Genomic DNA, 18,251 nt, shown 5'->3' with positions numbered 1-18,251 from the left:
CCACCCAGGATCAGAAGTTGTAGTTGAAGCCTGCGTAGTAGGCGCGGCCGATGGCATCGTAGATACCGCTGGAAGCACCGGTACCGAAGAAGTTCACCGGCGGATTGCGGTCGAACACGTTGGTGATGCCGCCGTACACCTGCCAGCCACTGTTGGGAATCGAGTAGCTGACCTTGGCGTCGTTGAAGAAGCCGATACCCGTCTTGATCGGGGTCGTCTGGATCGGGTTCGACGCGTAGCTCTCGTTGCTCACGCGAAGCATCGAGGAGAAGTAGCGCATGTTCCAGTTAAACACCCAGTTGTTCCAGCCGTAAGTGGTGTACAGCGTGGCCTTCCACTTCGGGAACGCGCCATTGGTCGTGGCGGTGCCATTGTCCTGGATGGCCGTGCTCGGGTCGTCTTGGAACGGATGCTCGGTAAACGCGATCACCTTGGTGGCATTGAGGTTGAACTTCAGGTTGCCGCCGCCGACCTCGGTGCTGTAGTACGCGCCAATATCCACGCCCGAGGTGCTGAGGGCGGAGATGTTCTGGTTGACCGAACGGATCGACACCAGCTCATGCGTCACCGGATCACGCTCTGCGTTGAGGCAGTAGACGTTGTTGATGCCGCTCGGCGTGTCCACGCAGCGATCCACAATGTCCAAGCCGCCCGGCGCGGTGATCGCGTTGGTCAGCCTGATGTTCCAGTAGTCCAGCGTCAGGCCGAAGTTGTCGATAAAGCGCGGCGTGATCACCATGCCCGCGGTCCAGGTGCGACCCTGCTCCGGCTTCAGATCCGGATTGCTTCCCGAAACGCCCTGCACAGAGGAAGTGCGCGTGGACTGCCAACCCGCAGGAATGCCCAGCGCGGCGCAGTTCGCCGTGCGTACGGCCTGGCTTGCGCCGTTCTGCAACTGGTCGGCCGAGCACGGGTCGTTGCTGATCGTGAAGAAGTTCTGGGTCTGGCCGCCGAAGAGCTCGCCGATGTTCGGTGCACGCACGGCGCTGGACATGGTGCCACGCAGGCGCAGGTCATCGATGATCGACCAGTCCAGGCCCCAGCGCCAAGCCTTGGTGTGGCCGATGGTGCTGTAGTCGGAGAAACGGGCCGCTGCGTCGAAGGTCAGGTTCTGCGCAAACGGGCGGCCGGAAATCAGCGGCAGCGCCGTTTCGATGTAGCCTTCCTTCACGTTGTACGCGCCACCCGAGCTCGGGATGGCATTGAGGAAGGTCAAGCCCTGCTGGTCCAGCGGATCCGTGGTCTGGCTGCTGGTTTCGCGGCGGTACTCGATGCCGGCGGCCATGCTGGCGGCGCCCGCTTCGAACGGCATCTGGAACAGATTGTTGTTGGTGATCGAGCCGCCACCCACAAACTGCGTCAGATGCGACGTGGTGGTGGTGGTGGTGTTGAACCAACGTGCCGCCGCCGGGTTGATCACGCCAGCGCCGAAGATGCTGGTGGGCACGCAGCCGCCACCCAGCGCGATCGGGTTGAGTACGCCGCCGCGGTTGTTCTGAGCCACGTTGATGTGGTTCGGGTTGATGTAGTTCGGATTAATGCTGGAACGGCAGACGATATTGCCGTTGCTGTCCCTTACAGCATCGATGGACGCAAAGAAGCGATCATGGATGCGGTTGTTGAGGTTGTGGCGGGTTTCGTCCGTCACACCGTAGTTCACCGAAGCGTCGTACTGCCAGTCGGAGGCAATCACGCCGTTCGCGCCGAACACGGCACGTGCGGTGTCGCGCTTGGTGTCTTCGCCACGCACGCCGGCATCGCCGTCGATGCGGGAAACGCGAATGGACTTCAGCTTGTTGGCGTCCATCAGCGCGGCGAGATCGGACGTGATGTAGGCGTTGTCGCGTGTGATCACATAGCCATTGCCCTTGGCGCGGGTGCTGTCGAATGCCGGCGACGACTGCTGCTTGACGTCGACGTGACTGTAGGTGCCTTCAAAGTACAGCTTGTGCTCGGGCGTCAGGTCATAGCTGGCGATCGTGCTCAGCGTGGTGCGGCCATACTTCGGCTGCAGCTGCACGTACTTATTGTTGTCCGAGCGATCGCAATCCTGGCAGTAGCCGGCGTCGTCATAGATGCCGTTGAACTGCTGCTTGCGGATCGTGTGATCCTGGTTGAACACGTAACGCTTGGAGACGTCCGTGGCTTTGCCGATCGAGAATGTGCCGGCATCGACACGCGTGTAACCGCCGGCGTTGTCGAACAGGGCGGAGTTGGTCGGGCCCTTGGGCGTCTTGATCGTCGCGTAGGCTTCGTGGCCAAAGCGGTCGCGGAACATCAGCTCGTCCTGGTCGCTATGCTCCACCGACGCCGCGATGTTGCCGCGGTTGTTGTCGAAGTTCATGCCGCCGGAGAGCGAGAACAGGCCCTTCTTGAAGCCACCGTGCTCCGAGGTGCCGAGCTGCGCGTGCAGGTTGGCGCCCTGGTAGTTCTTCTTGAGGATGAAGTTGATCACGCCGGTCACTGCGTCGGCACCGTACACTGCCGAGGCGCCGCCGGTGATGATTTCAACGCGCTCGATCCAGTCGGCCGGGATCAGGTTCACGTCGACGCCGGTGTCACCCGCGCTGGAACCCACAAAACGACGACCATTGACCAGCACCAACGTGCGGCTGGTACCCAGGTTGCGCAGGTCCATTTCGGCCACGCCTGCGGTGCCGATGAAACGGCCCGAATTACCCATGGTGAAAGTGGTAGCCAGCTGCGGCATTGTCGTCATCAAATCGCCGATGTTGATCGCACCGGTGGCCTTGATTTCGGCGGCGCTCATCACGGCGACCGGGGTCGGCGAGATGACGTTCGGGTTGGAAATGCGGGTACCGGTAACGGTTACCGTCTCCAGCTTGGTGGCCTGGCTGGCATCAGCGGGCGAGGCGTCGTTCTTCGCAGCATCTTGCGCGGCGGCCGGGCCAGCGATAGCGGCCAAGCAGGCCAGGGCCAGCAGTTTGCGGGTGTAATTTGGGTTCTTCATGCAACCGTCTCTCCCTTACGGGGCATAGAGTTATGGAGAGCCGACGTCTTGCAACGTCACTCGGGGACAGCCGTCGGCGGGGGTTCTTGCTATGGGGGTAGCAGCAAGATTTTACGATTCGATCACAATTGCCTTGCATGAAACTGACGAAGCGCAAATTCATAGAGGCCATAGGCGACAAGTCACGGGTCGCCTGATCCCCTAGGTGCGCGGGCAGAAGTGGTGATGGATGCAGGGGGAGATCTGGCCGCAGTCACTCGCAGGCGGTCAGGCACACGGCGTCGTTGGCAGCCAATGCATGGCTACCTTCACAGGGCTTGGCGAGGAGATTCGCCTGGGTGGCGTCAGCGTGCCGCGTTGATGGCCAGCGCCATGGCCTCGGCCACGCGGATGCCGTCGACGGCCGCGGAGAGGATGCCGCCGGCATAACCGGCGCCCTCGCCAGCGGGGTACAGGCCGCGCGTATTGAGGCTCTGGTAATCCTCGCCGCGGCGGATCCGCACCGGCGAGGACGTACGGGTTTCGACGCCGGTGAGCACGGCGTCGTGCATGGCGAAGCCTTTGATCTGGCGATCGAAGGCCGGCAGCGCTTCACGAATCGCCTCGATGGCGTAATCGGGCAGCGCAGGCGCCAGGTCGGTGAGATGCACGCCCGGCTTGTAGGAAGGCTGCACGCTGCCGAACTCGTTCGACGGTTTGCCCGCAATGAAATCGCCCACCAGCTGCCCCGGCGCGCTGTAGTCGCGCCCACCCAATTCATAAGCGCGTGATTCCAGCGCGCGTTGCAGAGCGATACCGGCCAGCGGGCTGCCGCTGTCGTCAAACGCGGCGAAATCCTTGGGGTCGATGCCCACCACGATGGCGGCATTGGCATTGCGCTCGTTGCGCGAATACTGGCTCATGCCATTGGTGACCACGCGTTCCGGTTCGGATGCGGCCGCAACGACCGTGCCGCCAGGGCACATGCAGAAGCTGTAGACCGAGCGGCCGTTCTTGCAGTGGTGCACCAGCTTGTAATCCGCTGCGCCCAGAATCGGATGGCCGGCCTGCGGACCGAAGCGCGCCTGATCGACAATCGACTGCGGATGCTCCACGCGAAAACCGATGGAGAACGGCTTGGCCTCCAGGTAAACGCCACGATCATGCAGCATGAAAAAGGTGTCGCGCGCGCTGTGGCCCACGGCGAGCACCACGTGATCGCTGAGCAGCGATTCGCCATTGGCCAGCACTACACCGCGCACCTGCCGCGTGCCGTCGGCGGCGGTGTCGACCAACACGTCTTCCACGCGCTGGCTGAAGCGGATCTCGCCGCCCAGTGACTCAATGGTCGCGCGCATGTTCTCCACCATGGTAACCAGGCGGAACGTGCCGATATGCGGCTTGCTGACGTAGAGGATTTCCTCCGGCGCACCGGCCAGCACGAATTCGGTGAGTACCTTTCGGCCATGATGGTGCGGGTCGGAAATCTGGCTGTGCAACTTGCCATCGGAGAACGTGCCGGCGCCGCCTTCACCGAACTGCACGTTGGACTCGGGCTCCAGCTTGCGCTTGCGCCACAGGCCCCAGGTATCCACCGTGCGCTCGCGCACCGCCTTGCCGCGATCGAGAATGATGGGGCGATAACCCATCTGCGCCAGCAACAACCCGGCGAACAGGCCACAGGGGCCCATGCCGATCACGATAGGGCGCTGCTGCAACCCTTCCGGTGCTTTGGCCACAAAGTGGTAGCTCGTGTCCGGGGATGGCTGTACGTGCTTGTCGTCGGCGTGCCGCTTCAATACGGCGGCCTCATCGGTCACGTCCACATCGAGCGTATAGATCAACTGGATGGCGCCCCGCTTGCGGGCGTCGTAGCCACGACGAAACACGGCGAAGCCACACAGGCTGTCCTTGCCCAGCCCCAGCTTCGCGCGGATAGCGGCCTCGACGGCGCCTTCTGCGTGGTCCAGCGGGAGCTTGATGTCAGTCAGTCGGATCATGCGATGCGGCGGTCAGGGGGAGCGGCCGGGTATTTTCGCATGGCTGAGCGGCTGGGGGCTGGCCCGACGCGCTTGGCGAAGGCTTCAACCCTCCGCCGCAATCTTTCGCAACGTCTGCTCGAACACTTCCGGCGGCTGCCCGCCCTGGATCAGATAGCGGTCATTGACGATCACCGACGGCACCGCCTGAATACCCTGCGACTGGTAGAACTGCTCCTGCGCACGTACTTCCTGCGCATAGCGATCCTCATCCAGCACGTGGCGGGCGGCGGTCGCATCCAGCCCAACCCGGGCCGCCACATCCACCAATACATCACGCGAACTCACGTCACGGCCTTCGGTGAAATAGGCGGCGAGCAGGGCTTGCTTGAGCTCCGCCTGGCGACCTTCCAGCGCGGCCCAATGCAGCAGGCGGTGCGCGTCAAAGGTGTTCACGATGCGGCTGCGCCGGTTCATGTCGAAGACAAAACCGAGCTCTGCGCCACGCTGCCGGATCGCTTCCTGATTCGCGCGCATCTGTTCAGGCGTGCTGCCGTACTTGCGCGCCAGATGTTCGCCAATGTCCTCGCCTTCAGCCGCCATCTGCGGATTGAGCTCAAACGGCTGGAAATGCAGATCCACCGAAACGTCACTACCCATGCGCTCCAGCGCTTGTTCCAGCGACTTCAGGCCGATGGCACACCACGGGCACACCACGTCGGAGACGAAGTCGATCTTGATGGGAGTAGGGGTGGTCATGAACTGGCTCTTGCGTACAGGTTTCGATCAGCTCTTAGTGGGACTTGAGCTGTCAGAAATCAAGTGGTTTTAGGAGTGAGGAGCGAGAAGTGAGAAACGAGAGAAAGCGCGCTTGCACCTCTCACTACTCACTCCTCTTCACTATCTCCTGGCTCTCACGGCTTGCCGATGAAATCCGCCTTGCCGAGATCCGCGCCAGCCTCACGCAGGATGGCGTAGGCAGTGGTGCAGTGGAAGAACACGTTGGGGATCACGTAGTGAAGCAGATAACCCTGACCTTCGAAATGCTGTTCGCCGCTGCGCAGCTTGAGCGTGATGGCGCGCGTTTCGCTGCCATCGATCTGGTCCGCCTTGAAGCTCTTGATGTACTCGATGGCGCGATCGATGCGGGCATGCAGCTCAGCAAAGCTGGTCTCATTGTCGTCGAACTTCAGCGGATCGACCCCGGCCAGGCGAGCGCAGCAATTCTTGGCCATGTCGGTGGCGATCTGTACCTGGCGCGTCAGCGGCAGCATGTCCACCGTCAGGCGCGATTGCAGTAGCAGGGAGGACTCGTACTTGCGTGCCTCAGCGTGTGCCTCGCCCTTACGCAGCACGTGCTGCAGATTGTTGAGCGCGCGCAGGAAGACCGGAACCGAGGCTTGGTACATCGACAGTGTCATGGGGAATGCTCCGATGTTTCAGTGGAAGTCGTCGTGCCTTGCAGCGAGACGACGGAAGACAGTTCGCCGGGCGATGCATGGGGCGTAGCGTCATCCGCTTTTGCGAGGTCGCTGGTGTGCCTTGTCACGTGCCACGCGATGGCGGCGCCGATAGCCAGCAATGCGGCGGACAACACGAACGCGAGACCTGGCAAGTGCAACGGCGAGGCCGGCGAAATCGAAAACGAGAATACCTGGGCGAACAAAAAGGGGCCAAAAATACCGGCAAAACTGGCCAGGCTGCTGATGGCCCCTTGCAAACGCCCTTGCTCGGACGGATCGACCTGGTGTGTCATCAATGACTGAATCGGCGGTTGTGACAGCCCCCACAGCGCCATTAGCGGGATACCGAGCAAGAACATGGCGCCGGTGTTGGCCAGGCCCATCACCAGAAACGCGCCGATACCGCACAGCATGCCGCTCAGCATCAGGCGTCGCTCGCCCATGCGAGGCGCCAGACGGCGGGTAAGCACCGCCTGCACAAACCCATCACAGGCGCCCACCAGCATCAGCACATAACCCACCGCCTGCGGGCCCCAGCTGTAGCGGTAATCCGCATACAGCACAAAGGTGGTCTGAAGCACGTAGTGCGCCAGATAAACCAGAAACATCACCACGGCGAGGTTCAGCACCAGCGGGTAGCGACGGAGCAGTTTCAGCGAGCCCAATGGATGGGCGCTGTGCATCTCAAAGCGTGCCGTGCGGCGCTCCTTGGGCAGCGATTCCGGCAGCACGAACAAGCCATAGAGAAAGTTGCAGGCGGCCAGCACCGCCGCCACCCAGAACGGCAGGCGCAGGTCGTAATGCCCAAGAAAGCCGCCAACGCCCGGGCCGATGATGAAGCCGAGCCCAAAGGCGCTACCGAGAATGCCGTAAGCAGCGGCGCGTTTCTCTTTGGGCGTGATATCGGCGATGTAGGCATTGGCCGTGGTGAAACTGGCCGCCGTCATGCCGAGCAGCACACGCGCCACGAACAACAGCCACAGCGTTGGCGCGATAGCCAGCAACACAAAGTTCAGCGACAGCCCTGCGTTGGAAATCAGGATCACGGGCCGCCGGCCGAAGCGGTCGGAAAGCGCGCCCTGCACCGGCGAGAATGCAAATTGCACCAGTGCGAACACCGTGCTGAACACGCCTACCCACCATGCCGCGTTGGAAATGCCGCCGCCGGCCAATTGTTCGATCAGATGGGGCAGTACCGGTATGACGATGCCGAAGCTCAGCATGTCCAGCACCACGGTGACGTAGATGAGTGCCAGCGCTGCGCGACGGCGCGGGTGAAGGTCGGTGGGGGTGGGCTGGTCCATGAGATGAGACTCGTGGGGAGGCATGCACGATAGCTGATTGGGGGGAAGAGGGGTGTGGGGGAGGGGGAGTTCTGGCGATGCTTTTAGCTCCCTCTCCCCTCCGGGGAGAGGGTTGGGGTGAGGGGTGGGTGCTCGCGGTAACGCCCATTCCCCTCACCGTCATCCCAGCGAAGGCTGGAAGCGCTTCACAACAGCCGAAGGCTGGTCATCCAGTGACTTTGCTCTGGTGTGAGGATTCCGCGACCTGGCTCGCCTGCGGCGGGCTTCCGACCTCCTGCCGGAGGCCGGGTCACTTTTCTCTGTTTGGCCAGAGAAAAGTAACCAAAAGAGAGGCCACCCCGATGGCGCGCCTTCCGGGCTTGCAGCCCGGAAGGTACGCGGGCGGGTTACGGGGTTTTTCGACAGGACATCCCTGTCCTGACGAAAAACTGGCCGGCCTCCCTGCCGGCCACCCTGCGGGCTATTCCTCCACCCGCCCGCCGCGCCATAGGGGCCCGGAGGTCAAGAGCGAAAGCCAGAGCCAGAGCGGCGCGCACCGCGCGCCTGAAGCCGCGGCCGTGGTTTCTCCGTGCCCATGGGTTCCCTGTAGGAGCGCACTTGTGCGCGACCGCAGCGTCATGTCGTTGCCTCTCCGTAGGCTGGTCGCGCACCAATGCGCTCCTACAGAAAAACCGCCAGACGAACTGCAATGCGATGTGCCGCGCCAGCGGCACGAGCCTTTGCGCTTTTGACCTGCGGGGCCCCTGTGCGGCGGTGAGGGTTGGACGATCAGGCCCGCAGGGGGATCGGCATGGATGCCGATCCCTTTTCGTCAGGGCAGGAAGCCCTGTCGAAAAGCCCGGCCAACCCTCACGGACTTGCCGGGCCATAAGGCCCGGCAAGCGCCAAGCGGGGTGCCTTTTCTCTTGGTTACTTCTCTTTGGGCAAGCAAAGAGAAGTGACCCGGCGATCGGCAGATCGTCGGAAGCGCCGCAGGCGAGCACGCTGGCGGAAACGTCACATCAGAGCAAAGGCGAGAGATAGAAACGCTACCGCAAGCACCCACCCCTCACCCCAGCCCTCTCCCCGGAGGGGAGAGGGAGATAAGGGCAGGAGCGAAGATCGGAGGCAGCCTCACCCTTGCGGCGGCTGCGTCAACTCACGCGCGTCCAGATACCCATCGTGGTTGCGATCCAACTTATGAAACTGCCGTCGCAAATTGTCCTGAAACTGCTTGAGCGTCACCGGCTTGCCATGACCACCCGGCAACTCATCGGCCTCCAATACCCCATCCCCATTGCGATCCAGCCGGTAAAAACCTTCACTCAAATGGGCGACATACTCAGCCTCGCTGACCCGCCCATCGCCATCCGTGTCAAACGTGCGCAGATACTCCTCAGGCGTGCTCTGCGCCCGGAGCGCCATCGGCAGCAAAAGCAGGCCGGCCAGCATCACGCTGCGAAAGGCAGGTGACGCAGGCCGGCGCATGGTCAGGCGGCCTCAGTGCGGCGGCGCAGTACCGCCAACGGTTGCGCCCAGGTGGCGCCGGGACGGCGCTTGCTGGTCACCAGGGTGAGGTCGCTGGGCTGGAACACGTTGATGTTGTGCGTGGCCGGGGTAGTGAGAATGTACTGGGCGCGAGTCGACTTGAGGAAGGCGCCCACCTTATCGATGTTGAAGATGTCCAGATGGGCGAACGGTTCGTCGATGAACACGAAGCCGCCGGGGCGATCTTCGTCGCGCATCAGCGCCACCAGCAGCAACAGCGACTTCATCACCTGCTGACCGCCGGAGGCTTCGCCGTCGTCCATGCCGATCCAGCCCTTCTTGTCGAACTCGAAGCGGACCGTGAGACCAGCCTGCGCCAGTGCCAGGTCTTCGTTGGACAGCTCCGGCAGATCCACTTCGACGCCGATGCCCGCCAGGTCCGCCAACACCTTGAGATTGCGGGCGTAGCGCTTCACCGTGTTGCGCAGCACGTTGAGATAGGCGCCGCGTGCTTCGGTGGTGATGCGGCCGGCACGTTCCAGGTGTACGCGGCGGCGCTGCAGATCGTCCTTCAGACCTTCATGGTCGTTGGAGTACTTGTCGCGCAGCGGCAGACAGCCTTCGTCGGTTTCCCAGTGGCCTTCGTTGAGGCGGCGTTCGATACGATCGATTTCGCGGCGCACGGATGCAGGCGATTCGTAGCGTTCGCGAAGTTCGAGCATGGCGCGGCGGCTGCGGTGAGCGGGGCGCACGTGGCCGCGTTTGTGCCGGAACGCCTTGAGGCGATCCACTTGCTCGTTGCGGAACTGGTTGAACTGACGCGCGCTGTCGGCCAGTTGCTGCTGCACTTGCTTGTGTTCGCGCGCATCGTTGTCGCGCTGGCGCGAGTTCTGCTGTCGCTTTTCGCGCACAGCTTCGTAGTGGGCTTCGGCAGCGGCATAGCTGTCGGCACAACGCTGTACGTCATCTTGCAGCGCTGCCTGCGCTTCATGCGCGTCCGCGAATTCATCGGCGCGGTCGGCCAGCTGGCCGCTGGCGTTGGCACCGCGTAGCAGGCTTTCAGCATCGCTGGCCTGCTGCTGCCATTGCTTGCGCTGCTCGGCGATGGTGCGCAGCTGTTGCTCGATCGACTGCAAGCGCGCCTCGCCCTCGCGCAGCTGGCGCTCGCGTGCAGCGCTGCCGAAATAGACATCGTCCACGCCGAGATGACGGCCGCCGCGACGTTCGCGGAAGTAACCTTGCGGCGTGATCCAATCCTGATCCTTGCCCAGCTTGGCGCCGTCGGCCACGTCATCGACGCGGCGGATGCGATCGAGCTGGCGCAACAGCCACTCGGGCGCGGCGGCGTTGAAATCCACCACTTCGAGCAGCGAGCCACGGGTAGGCGTGGTGGAAGGCGCGCGATCGGCCACCACGAAATGCTTGTAGCGATGCTGTTCGCCGAGGCGCCACGCTGCCTCGCGGTCGCGGGGATGATCGAGCAGCACCACATGGCGATAACCCGCGAGGACAGCTTCGACAGCGGCCTGCCAGCGAGGATCGCTGATCTCCACGATTTCGCTGAGCATGCTGTGGCCGATGCCGGCATCATCCAGGGCACGGCGGAACGATTGCTCGAACTCTGGCGTGTAGCGCTGGCCGCGGCGCCATGCGCCCAGCTGGGCGGTAAGCGTGGTCAACTGATCGCGCAGACGAGTCTCTTCCGTCTGCAGACGTCCCAGCTGGCTGCGTGCATCCACCAGCTGCTTACCCTGCTTCTCGTGATCAGCGCCATCCTGTTCGGCCACCAGCTTGCGCAGGTGCTGATCCTGTTTGAGCAGCGTGGCGTTCTCTGTCTCGGCGCGGCGTGCCTCATCCAGCTGTTGCTTGGCCTGCTGACGAGCCTGGTCGGCAGAGTGCTGCTGGCCGCGCAAATGCTCTTCCTGGGCGTCGAGCGTCTGGAGGTGCAGCTGCAATTCCACGTCGCGTGCCGATAGATCGCGGCACTTTCGCTTGAGGCCAAGCAGTTGCGGGCGCGCGCCACGGATGGCGGCGTGCAGTTCTGCCAGCTCGGTGCGCGGTAATGTTTCGGCCACGAGATCGGTGTGCTCGTGCTTGAGCGCGTCCCACTCCTGCCACGAACGCACGCGGCCCTCGGCCTCCTGCAGGCTTACGCCGATCAGGGAGAGCTGATGCTCCAGGCCGTGCAGCTCGCGATCGGCCTCGGCTTGTTCGTTGCGCGCGCGCTGGTAGTCCTCGAGCACGACCTTGTCGCCGAACACGTCGAACACCAGATCGAGCAGCGCCTTGGGCGCCATCTGGCAAAGCTTGTCGGTGGCGCCTTGTTCCAGCGTGAGCACGCGGCGAATCGCTTGCGAAAGGCCGGCGCCTTCCAGCCGTACGCGATACTCGCGCAACCCCAGCCAATCGTTGCGCGCTTCGATGTCATCGATGCTCACGTCGCCGCCAAGCACGGCGTACTGGCGTTGCCATTCGCCGCCCTTCTTCTGGATGCGCACGGCCAGCGTCACTTCGCTGTCCATGATCGGGAAGAACGGACGCTCGCCGCGTGGCCCCGGGATGTTGCCTACGCGGGCGCGCAGCCACGAAAACGGCTTGCCGTTGTGGCGCAGATAGCTCTTGTAGTCGCGGTTGCCGGCGCAATCGATGGTGAGCAGCGTGCGCAGCGCATCGAGCAGCGTGGTTTTACCCGAACCGTTGGGGCCCACGACGGTAACGATGTTGGTATCCAGTGGCAGGCTGAAGCGCTGCCAGTAGTCCCAGTGAATGACTTCGAGGCTGCGGAAATCAAACATCGTCGGTCACTTCGCTGTCTTCGAGTTCGGTGTCGTCGTACAAGGGCTCGTCACTGTCGTTGCCGGCGTCGCGAGGCGTGAGGCCGGCAAGCAGATCGCCCAGTGCGCCATCGAGGATGCGTCGCGCGGTGCGTTCGTAATCGAACACCAGATCGAGCAGCGGTCCCTCGGCGAGGTCACCTTTGCGGCGGGCGATGAAGCCGTGGCGCGAGAGCAGGCCAAGATTGAAGTTCACGCGCGTCTTGCCACCGAGCTTGTCGGCGAAGTCGGCAAGCAGGGTGCGCTCGGCCACTACGGGCGAGAGCGACGGATCGCGCGAAATCGGTTTTGCCTCGGCAAACATTAGTGTCTGCGAGGCATCGGCCTCGGCCTGCTGGCGCTCGAGCTGTCGCTGGCGCTTGGGCAGCACGATCAGCGCCCACAGCACCACGAGCAACGCTACCGCGTCGCGATCCAGTTGCAGTGTGTTGGAGATCCAGCTGTCGCTGCCGCCGAACACGTGCTTCTCGTTGGCGCGGGCTACGGCGACGCCGATATAGGCAGAGTAGGGGTGTTCGCGCAGTTCCAGCCCGACGGCCGCGAGGCGGCGGTCCAGCTCTTCGCGAAACGCTTCGTCGAGCAGCGCCTTGCGTGCCTGCGCGTCGTCGCGTGGCAGCCAGCGCTGGGATAACAGTCGCGCGACGAGCGCGGCGGTTTCGTCATGCATGGGGTTTCTTATCCTTGCGTGGATGCAGGCGACCCGCGCTGACCAGCGCGATCGTCGCCAGGCCTGGATCGATCAGGCGCGGTTCGATTTCCAGCTTCAGCGGCAACCGTGCCAGGTCGGCGGTGGGGCCCTGCAGCGCAGAAGATTCGGGATCGCCGAGCAGACCGAGCAGCGAAAGGCGATAGGCGCTTAGCGCGTAGTCATCGCCGCGCAACGCATCGGTAAGTTCCAGCGGTTCGTTCACGGCTGCCAGTTCGCTGTGCCAGGTAAGCAACGGCGACAGGTCGTCCTCGTCGATCGGCAGATCGTGCGTGGTCGGCGTGCTTTCCGATGCTGGCAGCTCGGTGCTTTCAGCAGCGGCACGCTCGCGTTCCAGTAGTTCGTACTCGGCCACGTCCAGCGCGATCTGGTCTTGCAGAAAGGGCGGCTGCAGCGGCAGCTGATGTGCTTCGTCGGCGTGCTGGGCCAGCGCATCGGGCGTCAGCGAGCGCAGCCACGCCACGAGATCGGACGACGAAAGGCCCGTGCGGCCGAGATGCACGCGGTGCTGATCGATCTTGTTGAGTTCGCGCTGGAATACGCCGGCCTGCCGCAGCAACGCGCTTTGCGCACGGCCGACGGCCTGGGCAAGACGGTGCGCGGCGGAGTCGAGTTCTTCGCTATCGGCGATAGCGCTCACCACCTCGGTGCCTTTCTCCACCCAGGTCCACACCGATTCCAGGCGAAGCGCCGCACGGCGAATACGGTGTTCGGAGCCGGACAGCACGGCGCGGTCGAAGTCTTCCTTCAGCTCCGACAGGCGCGACAACAGGTGTCCGAGCTCGTCGGCGGAAATGCGGCCCACTGCCTGCCCCGCGGCGAGCTGCGCGGTGATGTAGCCCAGGCCGTCTTCGTCGTCGCGCTCAAATTCGAGCAGCGTGCTGACGGCGGCGAGTGCTTTGCGGCCCAACGGACTCACGCGATAGCGCAGCGTTTCGTTGTCCCAGGTGAGCAGCTCGTGCTCCTTGAGGCGTTGCACCACCGTTTCCAGCTTCACCGGCTCGACAAACGCGAGCTGGTCACGGATCTCGGCGGGCGTCCATTCCGGTGCGTGAGCGCGCGCGCCCAGCGTGCGCAGCACCAGCAGGCGAAGCACCACCTGGGTTTCGCTGCCATGGAACAGGGCGCTGAAAGCGCGCAGCAGCGAGCGGCCGCGCAGCAGCGGAAATACGGCTGGGAGGTCTTCGGCGCTGACGCCGCCGCGCAGTACGTCTTGCAGACGCTCGTCGGCGTCTGCGCTATCGATCGAATGCATCAAGCGGACGGCTTCAGCGGTTGCCGCCGCGGATGCCGATGAACTGCAGGAACTCCGAGCGCGTCCGTGCGTCATCGCGGAACGCACCCAGCATCTGGCTGGTGATCATCGACACACCGCGCTTGTGTACGCCGCGCGTGGTCATGCATTCGTGGCTGGCGTCGACCACCACGGCCACGCCGGCTGGTTGCAGGTTTTCCTGGATGCACTGCGCAATCTGCGCGGTCATCTTTTCCTGCACCTGGAAGCGGCGCGCATAAGCGTCGACCACGCGCGCCAGTTTGCTGATGCCCACTACACGGTTGGTCGGCAGGTAGCCGACGTGCGCGCGGCCGATGATCGGCGCCATGTGATGCTCGCAGTGGCTTTCGAACTCGATGTCGCGCAGCACCACCATTTCGTCGTAACCGGCCACTTCTTCGAAGGTGCGGCGCAGATATTCGCCTGGGTCGATCTGATAACCGGAGAACCAGTCGCGATACGCCTTCACCACGCGCTTGGGCGTATCCAGCAGGCCCTCACGGCTGGGATCCTCGCCCGACCAGCGCAGCAGGACGCGCACGGCCTCTTCGGCCTGTTCGCGGGTGACTTCGGTCGGATCGTGACGCTCGCTCATGCGGGTTCCTTCGGGGGTTACAGCACAGACGCGCAAGTGTAACGCCACCGTCAAGCTTTGAGCCGAAGCGCTGCCCTGAGTCTTTCGGGATCAAGGGGTTGGCAGGGTGCGCGCCCGGCGACCGCACCTGCGGGAGTGGCTCAACACCATCATGCTGTGCCCATGGACGCGCTGGCATGCCAAGGGCGAAGCCCGGAAAGGCTTTCCTCTCCGCTTAATGGCGACCTGGCAGCGCGTTCGGCCGGAACAGGGTGATGCGGTGGGCGTGCTGCGCGCCAACCGGTGTCAGCCAGGGTTCGGCACCCACCATCGCGGTGCAGGGGCCCAGCGTGGCGATGCGTATAGCGCGTTTGCCGGCCTCGTGCCGGATCTTGTCGAGCACTTCGCGAAGCAAGCCGCCGGTGAATGGCGTATAGAGATAGAACACGGTCGCGCGGGAAAGATCGGCCTCGCGTGCATCCTGCGCAATGAAGGCCACATCGCGCACCTTCAGGCTTTCTGCGCTACGGCGTGCCGCCGTGACATAGGCAGCCTCTCGTTCGATGCCGATACAGCGTGCACCGGTGCAGATGGACACCAGCAAGGGCACGTGCCCGAGCCCTGAACCCAGATCGATCAGCACATCGTGCGGGCCGATACCGGCGCGTTCGATCAGGTCGAACACATGGCGGGCGGGCGTGGGCTGGTAGAACACCATCTCATCGTCCAGCGCCGCGATCGCGCCCGAAGGTTCCTCGAACGACAGCACATCGCTGATCAGCGCATCGAGATGGTCGTAGCTTTGCGGGTCGGCGTCGTCACACGGCGATGCCCAACCGCGCAACGCCTGGGCGCCGGCGCCCTGCACGATGGCCATGCGGATTGCTTCGTAGAGGCGGCTCTGGATGCTCTCCAGTCGTGACTGTAGCGCCCGCACGCGCTGGTGCAGTGGCGTAGCTGGGGGAAGTGCCTCGGCCTCGTACACGAGCAGATCTTCGATGCGCTCCAACGCATCGATACGCTCGCGCCACCGGGTGGGTTGGTCGAGTGAGCGATCGTTTTCGAGATCGCCGATCAGGTTGTGCAAAGCATTCGGCATGGAGGGGTTCCGTCAACGGCGCACGACAGGCATGCTGACATGCGCCAGCCTGACGGAAGTTGAACGCGCTGGCGTTATCGCGGATCGGGCACGAAGTGACCGGCCGGGAAGGGGTCGGGCAGGGTCACTGACGTGCGCTCGGCCGCTGGAATCACGCCCTGCGCGACAAGGCGCTCGCGCGTGTCGTAATACAGCGTGACCACCTCGTCGGGGGTTGATGAGACGCGCCGGAAGTCGGTGTAACTCACCACCGACGTTTCGCGCTGACCATGACCGGTGCCTAAGGGTTCGCCAAGGTCCGCCATTGCTTTCGCCTCGGCGGACGGCGCAGCCTGCGCTGCGGCTGCCGGTGCGGCAGAACTCTCGGTGGCCCGGTTCGCCGGCGCCACCGCCATGGGGCGAATGGGCAATAGCGGCGGGCGCGAACGGAACACGGCCATGCCGATCACGCCCACATTGTCCGGGCGCCCGGTGCGCGCGGCATAACTGCGCGACGCATCGGCAAAGACGAAGTCGGCCACTTGCGAAAGACTTTTGCGCCAGCCGCGTATATCGGATGCCGCAAACGGATCGAGCACATAGCCGGTTTGCGACCAGTCGGCGGTGTCGCCGGAGAGCACGTTTACGCCATCGACCGAAAGCACGCCGAGAACGCGGCTGCCTTCGCGATTGTGCAGTTGAATCTGGTAACGGTGGCCGGGTTGCCCGGCAATGTAGTAGCGGCCCTCGTAGCGATAGACCGGCAACTCCTGTTGCGTGGTGCGGTCGTACACGCTCATGTCCAGCAGGCGGCCTACCGCCAAGGCCGGCGTGTTGACGATCAGAGCGGCCAGCAACGCAGGGGCAACGAGTGAGAGTTTCATGCGACGACTCCAGGATGCATCGCCAGCCGATGCATCTAATGAAACGTCGCGTGACGCGCAATGGGGTTTAGAAATTCTGACGGAGTCTGAGAGCGCTTTCAGAATCCGCGCACCGTCTTGTCGTTACCTCACCGTCATCCCCGCTTGACCAGCCTTCGGCTGTTGAAAAGCGCCTCGCGGGGATGACGGTGAGGGGGCGATTAGGTTGCTAAGGAATTCAAAGCCAGCAATTTTTGACCGGGCTCCTAAACCTCCACATCGTCCTCGTCGGCATCCTCGATGGCTGGCAAGCCGTCGCCCAGCAGCTGTTTGGCATCCTCGCCCGACAGCGTTTCCACGCTGCGCAGGCGGCGCTCGATGGCGCGCGTGCGTTGGCCGGCGCTGTCGATGCTGTTGCGCACCGTATCCAGCTGCTTGCGGGTTTTCTCCAGCACCGTGCCGAACTTGCCGAACTCGGACTTCACCGCACCAAGCAGTGTCCACACCTCGCTGCTGCGCTTGGCGATGGCCAACGTGCGGAAACCCATCTGCAGACTGTTGAGCAGCGCCGTGAGCGTGGTGGGGCCAACCACGGTGATGTGGTGATCGCGCTGCAGCGCTTCGAACAGGCCGGGGCGGCGGATCACTTCCGCATACAGGCCCTCCATGGGCAGAAACAGCACGGCGAAGTCGGTCGTATGTGGCGGGGCGACGTACTTGCTGCGGATGCGCTTGGCTTCCTCGCGTACGCGAGCTTCCAGTGCGCGGCCAGCCGCCGCGGCGCCTTCGGCGTCTGCCGCTTCCTGGGCGTCGAGCAGGCGCTGGTAGTCCTCTACCGGGAACTTCGCATCGATGGGCAGGTAGAGCGGCGCCTCGTCACCGGGACCAGGCATGCGCACAGCAAACTCCACACGCTCAGCACTGCCGGGGACGGTAGCGACATTCGATTCGTACTGCTCGATCGTGAGCATCTGTTCAAGCAAGGCGCCGAGCTGCACTTCGCCCAGAATGCCGCGCGTTTTCACATTGGTGAGTACGCGCTTGAGGTCGCCCACGCCGGTGGCGAGGTTCTGCATTTCGCCGAGGCCGCGCTGCACTTGTTCCAGTCGTTCGGAGACGAGTGCGAAAGACTGGCCCAGGCGGGTTTCCAGCGTGGTCTGCAATTTTTCGTCGACTGTGGCGCGCATCTGCTCAAGCTTGGCGGCGTTGTCGTCCTGAATCGCCTTGAGCTTGGTTTCCAGCGTGGCGCGCACTTCGTTGAGGCGCTTCTCGTTGTCGGCGGTAAGCGTAGCGAGACCCTGCTGCTGTTGTTCGCCGAAGCGCTTGAGTGTCAGCGTCAGTTCTTCGCGGCTGTGACGTGCGTCTTCGGTGAGGCGCTGCGCAAGTTGTTGAAGGCCCTGGTCGGTGCGCTCAGTGAGGGTCTCCAGACGTTGGCCGAACTGTGCGATGCGTTCGTGCTGCTGCGTGCTCATGCCACTCAGCTGCTCCTGCATGAGCGAGCGGAACTGTCCCATCGACTGACTCATTTCAGCGCGCCCGGCGCGCTGCTCCTGTGCCAGCGCATCGCGCAGGTGGCGGTTGTCGTCCTTGAGGGTGTCGAGCCTCGCGGCGAGACCGCCATCGTCGCGATGACGCAGCAGGCTCATTGTTTGCAGCGCGATCATCACCAACACGGCGAGAACGAGCACGATCAACAGAATGTCGGTTACGGACATGGCAACACCCGGTAGCACAGGGGGCCAAGTGTACGCGCTGAC

Annotated in this window: 13 protein-coding genes; all 13 read right to left on the bottom strand. The window is 63.6% G+C overall.

Features of this window, described 5'->3' with window-relative positions; genetic code table 11:
* Positions 1–10: 10 nt before the first annotated feature.
* The 13 genes from OQE56_RS18885 to OQE56_RS18825 all read right to left on the bottom strand — a co-directional run bounded on the left by OQE56_RS18885 (position 11) and on the right by OQE56_RS18825 (position 18,209).
* Positions 11–2,971, bottom strand: a complete 2,961-nt coding sequence (locus OQE56_RS18885; RefSeq protein WP_267226461.1) for a TonB-dependent receptor plug domain-containing protein — start codon at positions 2,969–2,971, stop codon at positions 11–13.
* A 344-nt stretch (positions 2,972–3,315) separates the two neighbouring features.
* On the bottom strand, positions 3,316–4,950 hold the full coding sequence (locus OQE56_RS18880) for an NAD(P)/FAD-dependent oxidoreductase (protein ID WP_267226459.1): 1,635 nt from the start codon (positions 4,948–4,950) through the stop codon (positions 3,316–3,318).
* Between the two features lie 84 nt (positions 4,951–5,034).
* The gene (locus OQE56_RS18875; RefSeq protein ID WP_267226457.1) at positions 5,035–5,688 is read right to left on the bottom strand and encodes a DsbA family oxidoreductase; all 654 of its coding nucleotides are present in this window, start codon (positions 5,686–5,688) and stop codon (positions 5,035–5,037) included.
* Between the two features lie 155 nt (positions 5,689–5,843).
* A complete protein-coding gene (locus tag OQE56_RS18870) occupies positions 5,844–6,350 on the bottom strand; it encodes a DUF1993 domain-containing protein (protein WP_267226455.1) in 507 nt (168 codons plus the stop codon).
* Entirely contained in the window at positions 6,347–7,696 is a 1,350-nt protein-coding gene (locus OQE56_RS18865; RefSeq protein WP_267226452.1) for a TCR/Tet family MFS transporter, read from the bottom strand. Before OQE56_RS18865 ends, OQE56_RS18870 begins: the two co-directional genes overlap by 4 nt.
* A gap of 1,113 nt (positions 7,697–8,809) precedes the next feature.
* Positions 8,810–9,127 carry an EF-hand domain-containing protein gene (locus OQE56_RS18860; protein ID WP_267226451.1) on the bottom strand — a complete coding sequence of 106 codons (318 nt, stop codon included), beginning with the start codon at positions 9,125–9,127 and terminating at the stop codon, positions 8,810–8,812.
* 38 nt (positions 9,128–9,165) lie between these two features.
* A complete protein-coding gene (locus OQE56_RS18855; protein ID WP_267226450.1) occupies positions 9,166–11,958 on the bottom strand; it encodes an AAA family ATPase in 2,793 nt (930 codons plus the stop codon).
* Positions 11,951–12,664, bottom strand: coding sequence for a hypothetical protein (locus OQE56_RS18850; RefSeq protein ID WP_267226448.1), 714 nt, complete (start codon positions 12,662–12,664; stop codon positions 11,951–11,953). The genes OQE56_RS18855 and OQE56_RS18850 overlap by 8 nt, the downstream gene beginning before the upstream one ends.
* Complete coding sequence (locus tag OQE56_RS18845; protein ID WP_267226447.1) at positions 12,657–13,958, bottom strand: hypothetical protein; 1,302 nt, start codon at positions 13,956–13,958, stop codon at positions 12,657–12,659. Before OQE56_RS18845 ends, OQE56_RS18850 begins: the two co-directional genes overlap by 8 nt.
* 13 nt (positions 13,959–13,971) lie before the next feature.
* On the bottom strand, positions 13,972–14,574 hold the full coding sequence (gene folE, locus OQE56_RS18840; RefSeq protein WP_267226445.1) for a GTP cyclohydrolase I FolE: 603 nt from the start codon (positions 14,572–14,574) through the stop codon (positions 13,972–13,974).
* 214 nt (positions 14,575–14,788) lie between these two features.
* The gene (locus tag OQE56_RS18835) at positions 14,789–15,652 is read right to left on the bottom strand and encodes a class I SAM-dependent RNA methyltransferase (RefSeq protein ID WP_267226443.1); all 864 of its coding nucleotides are present in this window, start codon (positions 15,650–15,652) and stop codon (positions 14,789–14,791) included.
* Positions 15,653–15,726: 74 nt separating this feature from the next.
* Positions 15,727–16,515: a hypothetical protein gene (locus tag OQE56_RS18830; RefSeq protein WP_267226442.1), complete on the bottom strand. Its 789-nt coding sequence runs from the start codon at positions 16,513–16,515 to the stop codon at positions 15,727–15,729.
* A gap of 245 nt (positions 16,516–16,760) precedes the next feature.
* A complete protein-coding gene (locus OQE56_RS18825; RefSeq protein ID WP_267226440.1) occupies positions 16,761–18,209 on the bottom strand; it encodes a DNA recombination protein RmuC in 1,449 nt (482 codons plus the stop codon).
* Positions 18,210–18,251 lie beyond the last annotated feature (42 nt).

The sequence above is a fragment of the Dyella silvae genome (assembly GCF_026421305.1).
In the GTDB taxonomy this organism is placed as follows: Bacteria; Pseudomonadota; Gammaproteobacteria; order Xanthomonadales; family Rhodanobacteraceae; genus Dyella; species Dyella silvae.
The sequence above is the reverse complement of the archived record's forward strand: the minus strand, read 5'-3'. Positions and strand labels throughout refer to the sequence as shown.